At 59.6% G+C, this 11,513-nt stretch carries 9 protein-coding genes; 3 read left to right on the plus strand and 6 right to left on the minus strand.

Features of this window, described 5'->3' with window-relative positions; translation table 11 throughout:
* Window positions 1-50 precede the first annotated feature (50 nt).
* Entirely contained in the window at window positions 51-2,561 is a 2,511-nt protein-coding gene (locus PSJE_RS11705) for a putative bifunctional diguanylate cyclase/phosphodiesterase (protein ID WP_090457467.1), read from the minus strand.
* A gap of 895 nt (window positions 2,562-3,456) precedes the next feature.
* Between PSJE_RS11705 and PSJE_RS11715 the strand changes: the two genes are divergently transcribed.
* Both PSJE_RS11715 and PSJE_RS11720 read left to right on the plus strand, forming a co-directional pair.
* Window positions 3,457-4,458, plus strand: coding sequence for an AAA family ATPase (locus tag PSJE_RS11715; protein ID WP_090457468.1), 1,002 nt, complete (start codon window positions 3,457-3,459; stop codon window positions 4,456-4,458).
* Window positions 4,455-5,783, plus strand: a complete 1,329-nt coding sequence (locus PSJE_RS11720) for a DUF58 domain-containing protein (protein WP_090457470.1) — start codon at window positions 4,455-4,457, stop codon at window positions 5,781-5,783. The genes PSJE_RS11715 and PSJE_RS11720 overlap by 4 nt, the downstream gene beginning before the upstream one ends.
* A 37-nt stretch (window positions 5,784-5,820) precedes the next feature.
* On the opposite strand, the gene PSJE_RS11725 is transcribed toward PSJE_RS11720, so the two are convergent.
* Window positions 5,821-6,180 carry a PilZ domain-containing protein gene (locus PSJE_RS11725; RefSeq protein WP_057713492.1) on the minus strand — a complete coding sequence of 120 codons (360 nt, stop codon included), beginning with the start codon at window positions 6,178-6,180 and terminating at the stop codon, window positions 5,821-5,823.
* 235 nt (window positions 6,181-6,415) lie between these two features.
* Window positions 6,416-6,799: a tetratricopeptide repeat protein gene (locus PSJE_RS11730; RefSeq protein ID WP_090457471.1), complete on the minus strand. Its 384-nt coding sequence runs from the start codon at window positions 6,797-6,799 to the stop codon at window positions 6,416-6,418.
* A gap of 208 nt (window positions 6,800-7,007) precedes the next feature.
* On the opposite strand from PSJE_RS11730, the gene pyk reads away from it, so the two are divergent.
* Entirely contained in the window at window positions 7,008-8,459 is a 1,452-nt protein-coding gene (pyk, locus tag PSJE_RS11735) for a pyruvate kinase (protein WP_007978464.1), read from the plus strand.
* A gap of 189 nt (window positions 8,460-8,648) precedes the next feature.
* Here pyk and PSJE_RS11740 read toward each other — a convergent pair whose 3' ends face one another.
* The 3 genes from PSJE_RS11740 to PSJE_RS11750 are packed head-to-tail and all read right to left on the minus strand — an operon-like array spanning window position 8,649 to window position 11,462.
* On the minus strand, window positions 8,649-9,398 hold the full coding sequence (locus PSJE_RS11740) for an enoyl-CoA hydratase-related protein (RefSeq protein WP_090457472.1): 750 nt from the start codon (window positions 9,396-9,398) through the stop codon (window positions 8,649-8,651).
* 29 nt (window positions 9,399-9,427) lie between these two features.
* A complete protein-coding gene (locus PSJE_RS11745) occupies window positions 9,428-10,363 on the minus strand; it encodes an iron-sulfur-binding ferredoxin reductase (RefSeq protein WP_090457474.1) in 936 nt (311 codons plus the stop codon).
* Window positions 10,356-11,462: a GGDEF domain-containing protein gene (locus PSJE_RS11750; RefSeq protein ID WP_057713488.1), complete on the minus strand. Its 1,107-nt coding sequence runs from the start codon at window positions 11,460-11,462 to the stop codon at window positions 10,356-10,358. The genes PSJE_RS11745 and PSJE_RS11750 overlap by 8 nt, the downstream gene beginning before the upstream one ends.
* Between the last annotated feature and the right edge of the window lie 51 nt (window positions 11,463-11,513).

The raw sequence follows: 11,513 nt of genomic DNA on the forward strand, positions 1-11,513 counted from the left end.
ATTGGGTTGAATCCACAGCCGAAAGCGGACGTCCCCAGGCACCTACGAAGTTATGGCGATTTAGACTTGGTCCGTGTGAAATCAGTACTCGCCATTAATCTTTCGTGAACATACTCCTCAAATTGTTCGGCTGGCAGTGGCGGGGAAAACAGGAATCCCTGGTAGGTCTGGCAGCCATGCTTGACCAGAAAGATGCGCTGAGCTTCTGTCTCCACACCTTCTGCAATCACCGAAAGCCCCAATATCTGGCTCAGACTCACAATCGCGCAGGCGATGGCGGCGTCGTTGGGATCAACCAGCACATCTCTGATGAAGGACTGATCGATCTTGAGTTGATCCAGCGGAAGGCTCTTCAGGTATGACAGTGACGAGTAGCCGGTTCCGAAATCATCCAGCGAAAGGCCTATGCCGATCTCTTTCAACTCGATCATTTTGGCGACAGTACCTTCCATATCCTCTATCAGCAGGCCTTCGGTCAGTTCCAGTTTCAATTTCTTCGGATCGGCCCCCGTGTATCTCAGTACTTGCAGTACCTCCTCGACGAAGTCCGGATGGTGAAACTGGCGGGCGCTGACATTCACAGCCATACCCAGTCGGGCGGTTTCCGAACGCTTTGCCCAGGCAACCAGCTGAGTGCAGGCTGCCTGCAGCGCCCAACGGCCTAATGGCAGAATCAACCCTGTTTCCTCTGCCAATGGAATGAACTCGCCTGGAAACACGACTCCGCGCTCAGGATTCCGCCATCTCATCAGTGCCTCTGCGCCAATGATACGGCCCTCACTATTCACCTGCGGCTGGTAATGAAGAAGGAATTCGTTGTCCTGCAAGCCTTGGCGCAAGTCTACTTCCAGTCTGGCGCGTGCCGTGGCAACCGCCTGCATTTCCGGATCGAAGAAGCGCATGGTATTGCGGCCCGCCGCCTTGGCGCGATACATCGCCAGGTCAGCGCGCTTCAGAATATCGTCCGCTGTGCTCAGTTGCCCCTGGAACAGCGCAATGCCGAGGCTGGGGGTGCTGTGGTGCTCATATCCATCCAACTGGTAGGAAATGTTCAGAGAGTTGAGAATCTTTTCGCCAATAGCCTTGGCCTGGATAGCTGCGTCTGGAGGATTCTCATTAAGGCCATCCAGCAGGACGACGAATTCGTCTCCGCCCAGGCGAGCCACGGTGTCGCTCTCGCGTATGCAGCCGCAAAGGCGCAGAGCAACTTGCTGCAGCAACATGTCGCCTCTGTCATGCCCCAGCGTGTCGTTCAGTGCCTTGAAGTTATCCAGGTCAATGAGAATTATCCCGTTCGTATGCAGGCTACGGGCGCTGCCCGCCAGCAGATGCTGTAACCGGTCCAACATGAGCCGCCTGTTGGCCAGCCCGGTCAACTGATCGTAGAAGGCCAAACGCTGGACCTCTTGCTCAGCGGTCTTACGGTGGGTGATGTCAGTATTGATCGACAGAACGGATTGCGGCTGGCCATCATCGTCTCGCACCAGGGTTCGATGACTTTCGAGCGTGATGGTGCAGCCATCCCGGCGTCGAAGTGTAACTTCGTCCGCCCAGTCACCCGTTTCTATCAGGCTGTCAGTGGCCGCATTGAAAGCGGCGCTACCCTGGTAGATCAACTCCTGTGCCGATTTGCCGAGTGCCTCTTCCTTTGACAGACCGTAGAGACGCTCGGCACTTTTGTTCCAGTACAGGATGCGGTTATCCATCCCGTGAACGACAATGGCGTCCTGGGCCTTGTCCAGCAGCGATGCTTGCTGGCGGGCCTGCTTCTCGCTTTCGCGCAGCACTGCCAGATAACCTTCCCTTTCGGCTGCTTGCGACTCCATTTCGCGCCTGATCTTGCCCCCGTAGATAACGGCCGCACTGACCATCAGTAGCACGAACACCATGATCGCGTATTCGACCCGGCGCAGTTCTTCGACCGACTCAAGCTCCTCCTCCAGGAGCTTGCTTTGAATCAGGCCAACGCGATCCCGCACGGTACTGAGTGAGGCGAGCAACAGGGCAAACTTCCTGTCCATCGTTGCCATGCGTTTGCCGGCATTGTCCGACTGCCCCTCCCTGAAGTAGGAAAAGATCAGCAAGGCCTCGTTCACCATTTCGACCATCGCGGCATCAACTGCGCCCACCTCATCCTTCAATGCAAGGGTAAAGGCCTGTATATCTGCACTGTGTTCAGCCTCATTGGCGATCCGTACTTCCAACTGTTTTTTGGCCATTGCCAAATGCTCGTTGAAGGCGCGCAGGGCTTCATTCATGTTCCGCGATTCGGCTTCAACATTATGTGTATCGAACACATTATTGCCCGGCGCATTGACTGTGGAAGCCAGGCTGCCCAGCGTTGAATAGCTCGACAGCTGTTGGACCCACGACTGGTTTGCCTTGATGGAGCGGTGATAGGTATCGACGATCAGGTGATTCAATAGCACGCTCAGCACAACAACCAGCACGTCGAATCCCGCAAGAAAAAAGTACATGCGGTGCCATTTGGTCGAGCGCGGCTTATTTGAACTGGTGGGTATGGCTTGCTTTGCGGCGCTTTTATTCCTGAAAAAATCCATTTCACAAACTCCAAACATAATCCTTCTAAATTGATCAATAGAAGCAGTATTCGGAAACCAATCAACCTTTTGTGCCGCCACCTGAACCTGAGAACACACCGCGCGTAGCATTAGCCAAATTTTTTCTCTGTTCTGGATTCACGCTGGTTTTCGTGAGCGAAGCTCCCGAGTGTCGTTGCGCATTTGCGCCCCTGAACTGGATGCTTCATGCAGGATAGTCGAGTGACACAGGGCACGTTGCGGGTCATTTCCGCGCAGCCTGCCGGACTGCCTGATCAGCTTCGACAGCAGACCAAGCATAGCCACTAATTTGCCATTATTCTGTTCGCCGACTGCTCCAGGTCGGTAGCAGCCCTTGACGGTCGGCAGCTTTCGGCTGTGGATTCAACCGGTCGATGCAACACAGCTAAATTCTGTGTAGGCAGAAGGAGTGTTGCAGGCTTGCTCTGCTGTGAAATTGTCACTGGCTGAACCCGTCCCTGCTATCTACGACATGCGCCGTTGCCGCCTGATACCGGTGCGGCAGATACGTTTCAAGCAGCTCCAGCCATGCTTTTCGCTCGCATCACCCTTGGTTCCGGGATGGCCGAATGACTGCCGCGACACGGCAAGGCTTTGCTGCACCTTATCGTGCAGACCTGACAGCAGCGTTTGATTCACTCATCGAACCAAATTCTCCCAAGCAAGGCAGGTAATGTCGGCAGTTGACCGTCATAGACTAACCTCCACCTCTGACGAACGCTCAAATGAAGGGTTGCCATGGGTTTGCAATGAGGCAGATTGGCAGTCACTCACTCGTTCCGCGCGTAAAAAAAACGTGAAAAAGTTAGATTAGATAAGTGACTGACTTATGGAAGATAAAACAAATGTAACTGCTAACAAGGCTCCGGAAGTCGTGAGTCAACCGATCGAGCCCGACGCACCGAGCCATGCCGCTCAACAGCGTCAGCGTGCCGGCCATCTGGCCCAGGCCGTACGCAAAGAACTGCAAAAAGCGGTGATTGGCCAGGACAGCGTGATCGACGACGTCCTGACGGCACTGATCGCCGGCGGCCACGTGCTGCTCGAAGGTGTGCCAGGTTTGGGCAAGACCCTGTTGGTGCGCGCCCTCGCCCGCTGCTTCGGCGGCGAGTTCGCACGCATCCAGTTCACCCCGGACCTGATGCCCAGCGATGTCACCGGGCATGCCGTGTATGACTTGCAGACTGAACAATTCAAACTGCGCAAAGGGCCATTGTTCACCAACTTGCTACTGGCCGACGAGATCAACCGTGCCCCTGCGAAAACCCAGGCCGCGCTGCTCGAGGCCATGCAGGAACGGCAAGTCACCCTCGAAGGCCAGGCATTGCCGATTGCGCAACCGTTCATGGTGCTCGCCACGCAAAACCCGATCGAACAGGAAGGCACTTACCCCCTGCCGGAAGCTGAACTGGACCGTTTCATGCTCAAGGTCCGCATGGATTACCCCGACGCCGAGCAGGAGCTGGACATGGTGCGTCAGGTCAGCCGCTCGACCCGGGCCGACATGCTTGATGTCCAACCGATGCGCACGTTATTGCAGGCCAGGGATGTACTGGCCCTGCAACGCATCGCCAGCGACCTGGCACTGGACGACCAGGTGCTCGATTACGCCGTGCGCCTGGCCCGTTCCACCCGCAACTGGCCTGGTTTGATCCTCGGCGCCGGCCCACGCGCATCCATCGCGCTGGTGCGATGTGCCCGGGCCCGGGCGCTGCTGCGCGGCGGTGAGTTCGTGATTCCGGATGACATCAAAGGCTGCGCCCTGGCCGTGCTGCGCCATCGTGTGCGCATCGCGCCGGAGCTGGATATCGAGGGTCTGGATGTCGATCAGGTGCTCCAGCAGTTGCTCGACCAAGTGCCGGCGCCGCGCCTGTGAAACCCTCGCGCCTGGTGCTCGTCTGGCTGTTGATCCTGCTGGCCTGCACCATTGTGTCGGGCACTTTGGTGGCATTGGAGGTCTCGGTTCCGACGAATCTCATGGCGATCAACTGGGGGTTACTGCTGGCGCTGCTGGCCCTGGCACTGCTGGATGCGGTGTGCGTGAAGCGCCTGCCGTCGCCCCGGCTGAAACGCCAGATACTCGGCAGCCTGGCGCTGGGTCGATGGAGCGAGGTGCAACTGACGGTCGAACACGACTTTGCGCAACCGCTGAAGGTACAAGTCTTCGACCATGTGCCACCGGGCCTGAGTTTCGAAAACCTGCCGCTGACGGTCGAGCTGCAACCCGGCCAGCACAGCCTGGCCGGTTATCGCCTGCGCCCGCTCAAGCGCGGCCACTTCAGCTTCGAACACTGCGAAATCAACCTGCCAAGCCCCTTGGGACTCTGGTCGCAAAGACGCTTGCTCGACCTGCCCGACGCCACCCGCGTCTACCCCGACTTCGCCCGTCTCTATGAAGGGCAATTACTGGCGGTGGACAACTGGCTCAGCCAGCTTGGCGTCCGCCAGAAACAACGGAGGGGCCTGGGCCTGGAATTCCATCAATTGCGCGAATTTCGCGAGGGCGACAGCCTGCGCCAGATCGACTGGAAAGCCACCGCGCGCCAGCGCACGCCGATTGCCCGGGAATATCAGGACGAACGCGATCAGCAAATCATTTTCATGCTCGACTGCGGCCGGCACATGCGCAGCCAGGATGATGAGCTGTCGCACTTCGATCACGCCCTCAACGCCTGTTTGTTGCTCAGCTACGTCGCTCTACGTCAGGGCGACGCCGTGGGCCTGAGTACTTTTGCCAGCGAACAGCCGCGCTACCTCGCGCCGGTAAAAGGCACCAGCCATCTCAACACCCTGCTCAACACCGTCTATGACTTGAACAGCACCCAACGCAGCGCCGACTATCAAGCCGCAGCCACGCAACTGCTGGCCCGGCAAAAACGCCGGGCACTGGTGGTGCTGGTGACCAACCTGCGCGAAGAGGACGACGATGAATTGCTTCCGGCCGTCCACCGCCTGAGCCGGCAGCATCAGGTGCTGGTAGCGGGCCTGCGCGAAGACGTGCTCGACACCCTGCGTCAGTCACCGGTGCAGACTTTGCCCGAAGCATTGGCCTATTGCGGGACCGTGGACTACCTGAATGCACGCGCCGAACTCCATGAGCGCTTGAACGCTCATGGCGTATTGGTGATGGATGCGCGGCCCGGTGAGTTGGGGGCAGAGTTGGTGACTCGGTACCTGGGCTGGAAGAGAACCGGACTCTGAGCCTGGGCAATCACTCACAGCCAGGTTCTCATTGATCTCAGGCCGAAGCCGGCAGCGGCAGAAAACTGAAATACTGCTTCAACGCCTCTACCAGTTGCCCATACTCCGGCGGTGCCCGTTGCAGGCTGAACCCGGCGTCGAAATGTTGGGGGGTCGCGTCTTCGTGGCACCACAGGCAACAGGCCTGCAGGTCGATGATTCGCAGACCACCTTCGCTGGCGGGAATTTTCAGGCGCAGGCTGAAGTCCGCGCCGATCATCATCGGCAGCTGGCTGATCAACATCAGCCCGTCTTCGGAGACATTGCCCAGGTAGCCGATGGGTTTGCCGGTGATGCCGTTGAACACTTTCAGGAAGTACGGCAGTTGATGCCGCTCGATTCGGCGGTCAGTGAACATGTGCAAATTCGCTATGCAAGGCTCTTAAGCAGAGCCGCACTACTGCTTCGGAACGGGTATGCATAAGTCTTTGCCCGCTCTCCCCGCTTCCGGTGCGCCAGTCCTTGTAGCGCAGAGTCTTGCTTGTGCCGGTCACAGGTGTTGCCCCGGTTCATCAGAGACAACGCTCTAAAACCGGTTCCCTGGACTATAGCTCACCACCGCCGGGGAGCCAGCGATCAGAGGGTTGCGGCCGTCAGAACTGCGTGGATTTTGCCGCGGCGGCACTGCGCAACGGGTAGTGACCCAGGCTTTGCAGGGTTTCCAGACGAGCTCGGGCGCGGTAGGCGTATTCGCTCTGTGGGTACGACGCGATGATGAACTGATACGTCTGCGCCGCATCGACAAACATCTTCTGCCGTTCCAGGCAAAGGCCGCGCATCATCGATGCTTCCGGCCACACATAAGGTCGCGCCCGGCTTTCGCGCTCGACCTTGGACAGTTCAAGCATGACTTGCTCGCAATTGCCCCGGTCATAGGCTTTGTAGGCATTGTTCAAATGATGGTTCATCGACCAACGGGTGCAGCCCGTGACGCTGAGGGCGCTGATGGCAAGGGCGGCAATGAGTACGCAACGCATGGGAAAATCTCCTGTCATGAACGCTGTATCGACCCATGGTCGGAAATCTTCAGGCTGCCGGATGCAAAGTTGCGCGGTTCTATAAAGAAGGCAATAACCAGGTTCTTCGAAAAAACCAAGCTCTTCACGAAAAGTAGTGCATACGAACAATGACTACACCTTCGGAGCATAGTAGCCTCACTCAGCGCTTGAACTCAGGAGTCTTTGCATGTCCGTCCGTCGTACCAAAATCGTCGCCACCCTTGGCCCGGCCAGTAACTCGCCGGAAGTTCTCGAACAGCTGATTCTGGCTGGCCTGGACGTCGCCCGCCTGAACTTCTCCCACGGCACCCCCGACGAGCACAAGGCTCGCGCGAAGCTGGTGCGTGACCTCGCTGCCAAGCACGGCCGCTTCGTCGCCCTGCTGGGTGACCTGCAAGGCCCGAAAATCCGTATCGCCAAATTCGCCAACAAGAAGATCGAGCTGAAGATCGGTGATCAATTCACCTTCTCCACCAGCCATCCTCTGACCGAAGGCAACCAGCAAGTGGTCGGCATCGACTACCCGGACCTGGTCAAGGACTGCGGTGTGGGCGACGAGCTGCTGCTCGACGACGGTCGCGTGGTGATGCGCGTCGATACCGCCACCGCCACCGAACTGAACTGCACCGTGACCATCGGTGGCCCGCTGTCCGATCACAAAGGCATCAACCGTCGCGGTGGCGGCCTGACCGCTCCGGCCCTGACTGAAAAAGACAAGGCCGACATCAAGCTCGCCGCGGAAATGGAAGTCGACTACCTCGCGGTATCCTTCCCGCGTGACGCCGCCGACATGGAGTACGCCCGTCAACTGCGCGACGAGGCCGGCGGCACTGCCTGGCTGGTGGCGAAGATCGAACGCGCCGAAGCCGTGGCCGACGACGAAACCCTCGACGGCCTGATCAAGGCGTCCGATGCGGTGATGGTTGCCCGTGGTGACCTGGGTGTGGAAATCGGCGATGCCGAGCTGGTGGGCATCCAGAAGAAAATCATTCTGCACGCACGCCGCCACAACAAGGCGGTGATCGTGGCGACCCAGATGATGGAGTCGATGATCCAGAACCCGATGCCGACCCGCGCCGAAGTGTCCGACGTAGCCAACGCCGTGCTCGACTACACCGATGCCGTGATGCTCTCGGCCGAAAGCGCCGCTGGCCTGTACCCGCTGGAAGCCGTTCAGGCCATGGCGCGTATCTGCGTCGGTGCCGAAAAGCACCCGACCAGCAAGACCTCCAGCCACCGCATCGGCAAGGAATTCCAGCGCTGCGACGAAAGCATCGCGCTGGCGACCATGTACACCGCCAACCACTTCCCGGGCGTGAAGGCGATCATCGCCTTGACCGAAAGTGGCTACACCCCGCTGATCATGTCGCGCATCCGCTCCTCGGTGCCGATCTACGCGTTCACCCCACACCGCGAAGCCCAGGCTCGCGCGGCAATGTTCCGTGGCGTGTACACCATCCCGTTCGACCCGGCTTCGCTGGCGCCGAACGAAGTCAGCCAGAAGGCTATCGACGAGCTGGTCAAGCGCGGCGTGGTACAGAAAGGCGACTGGGTCATCCTGACCAAAGGCGACAGCTACCACACTACCGGTGGCACCAACGGCATGAAGATCCTGCACGTTGGCGATCCGATGGTCTGAGTGACCGGCTGCTGAAAAACAAAAGCCCCGCCATGTGAATGGCGGGGCTTTTTGCATTCTGATCCGATAGTTGTGTTGTTCAGGCTGGCCTCATCGCGAGCAAGCTCGCTCCCACAATGGTTTGGTGTACACAAATCTACTGTGGGAGCGAGCTTGCTCGCGATGGGGCCGGCCCAGTCAGCGAAAGATTCAATGCCGCTTGATGAACCCCGTCAACGCCGCCAACGCCTCCGGCGACCGCAGCCGCTGGGTAAACAACGCACCCTCCTCTTCAATCACCTTGCGCAACAGCTCCCGGTCCGGCGCTTTCATCAATTGCTTGCTGATACGCACTGCTTCCGGCGGCAGCGACTCGAATCGCAACGCCATCTCCCGCGCCCTGGCCAAGGTTTCTTCGCCACTGCCCAAGGCTTCGGACGCAATACCCCACGCGGCAGCCTGCTCCCCATTGAAACCTTCACCGAGCAGCAACAACTCCGCCGCCTTGGCCTGCCCGAGCAGACGCGGCAGGATCAGGCTGGAGCCGAACTCCGGGCAAAGACCAAGGTTGACGAACGGCATGCGCAGGCGGGCGTCGCGGCTGACGTAGACCAGGTCGCAATGCAGCAACATGGTCGTACCAATGCCCACCGCCGCTCCGGCCACGGCGGCGACCACCGGTTTTCGGCATTCGAGCAAGTTGAGCATGAAATGGAACACCGGACTGTCGAGGCTGTTCGGCGGTTGCTGGATGAAATCGGCGATGTCGTTGCCGGCGGTGAAGCATTCGGCAGAGCCGGTGATCAACACGGCGTTGATATTGGGGTCGCTGTCGGCCTGTTTCAGCGTCTCGGCCAAGTGGCTGTACATGGCGCGGGTCAGGGCGTTTTTCTTGTCCGGGCGATTCAGGCGCAGGGTCAACAGGCCGCGTTCGCGTTCAACTTGGATAGCATCGGTCATGGCAGGTCTCGCGTCTGAAGAGTCAGCGCTCAACCACGGGGCAGGAACACATCGGCCAGCAGTTGATTGCGCGGCAATCCCGCCAGGTACAGACGCCGGGCAAAGGCGTCGACACTGTCGGGGCCTCCGCAGAGTAAGGCCAGGGTTTGCCGGGAAACAAGCCGCAGTTGCGCCAAAGCCGCTGGCAACTCGGCCGGGGTCCACAGTTCGACACTCAGGTTCGGACGGCTGGTTGCCATGGCTTGCAGGGGTTTGGCCAGGTAGTGCTCATCGGCATCATGGGCCAGGTGGATGACGCGGATGCTGCCTTGATGATCCTGGCGCAATGCTTCGCGCAAGACACCAAACAATGGCCCCAATCCGGTGCCGGCCGCCATCAACCACAACGGCCGGGCGTGCCAGTCAGGGTCATAATGCAAGGCACCGCCGCGCAGTTCACCGAGACGGATCGGATCGCCGATGCGCATTTGCCTGGCGGCATCGCTGAATTCCCCGGGCGTGCGGCAATCGAGATGAAACTCCAGAAAACGGTCTTCCTGCGGCAGGCTGGCGAGGGAATACGGCCGCGCCACGCTGCCCGCCCACAACACCAGGTGCTGCCCGGCGCTATAACGCAACGGTCGCTGGGGGATTACCCGCAAGCGCAGCACCGTGGTAGTCAGCCAATCGACCGCCGCGACTTCGGCTGGATGACCATCGGTTTGCGGGTCGAAGGCGTGCACCTGCAAGTCCTCGACCACCTGGCACTGGCACGCCAGCCGCCAGCCTTGTTCACGCTGCTGTGCACTCAAGGCATCGGGGCGGCTGTCGTTCGGCAGGCCCCGCACACACTGCACCAGGCACGCATGACAACTGCCAGCGCGGCAACTGTATGGCACTGGCACACCGTTCTGATTTAGTGCATCGAGCAGATTGCTGCCCGCCGCCACCGACCAATGGCGCTCGCCGACCCGCAGCTCAGGCATCGACGTTCTCCCACGCTGCCGCGCATCGGTTGCGGCCGTCACGCTTGGCGCGATAGAGCGCCTGATCGGCCTGCTGCAACGCATCATCGAGGTCGTCACCCAATTCCAGCAGGGTCATGCCGGCGGACAGGCTGAGGTTGCGTACATTCAGACCAATCAGCTCGACATCGGTGAACGCGATGCGCAGCCGTTCGCAGCACGAAGTCAGACTGTCGGCATCGCAATCGGGCAGCAGCACCACGAACTCTTCGCCACCGTAGCGAGCCAGTACGTCACCGTCACGCAGGCACGCGCTGGCAACGCCTGCAAAGGCTTGCAGCACCTGATCGCCGGCAGCATGACCGTGCAGGTCGTTGATGCGTTTGAAATGGTCGAGGTCGATCAGTGCCAGGCCATGCACGACACCGGCGTCCATGGCGTTCAGCTCGCGTGACGCCAGGCGCAGGAAATGCCGACGATTGAACAGGCCCGTGAGCTCGTCGGTGGCCACCAGGTCTTCGAGCTGGCGCATCATCCCGCGCAACGTGTCCTGGTGCGCCTGCAAGGCAAAACGCCGCTGGCGCATGCGTTGTCGCGAGGCCTGGACATAGCGGGCATACAGCACCAGCCACACCAGCACGATGAACAGCACACAGACCTGCAACACCGCCATGGCTGGGTCAGGCAGCTGGAAGTGGTAGCCCTCCCACAGCGTGATCGCACTGAAACTCAAAAACACCAGCAGCGCGCATCGTACTAAAGACCGGCGAGACAGATGGAACAGGCCGAACAGCAGGATCAGCACGTAAAACACCAGAAACGCGCCCCGGGCTTCGTCCAGATGGGCAATCAGCCAGGTTTGCCAACCCAGCCCCAGCAACACTTGTGCCTCGGTCAGGCTGGGGTCGGCGAAGCGCAGGTTGCAGCCGCTGTAGAACACCGCGAACAGGATGGCCTGACTGATCACTACCAGTGCGCTGCCGATGGCGACACTGGAAAGCGGCGCGTTGTAGTGACCGGTAAAAAACGCCAGCCACAGCAACAGCAATGCCAGGGCATAGGTGCCGGCCGCGAGGGCGAAACGTTTGAGCAACAGGCGCTGGATGGCGTTTTGGGTCAATCGTTGATTCACCAAATGAAAGGAGACTGACAGAGCGTCCTACTCTACAGA

Source organism: Pseudomonas jessenii (genome assembly GCF_002236115.1).
Lineage (GTDB): Bacteria > Pseudomonadota > Gammaproteobacteria > Pseudomonadales > Pseudomonadaceae > Aquipseudomonas > Aquipseudomonas jessenii.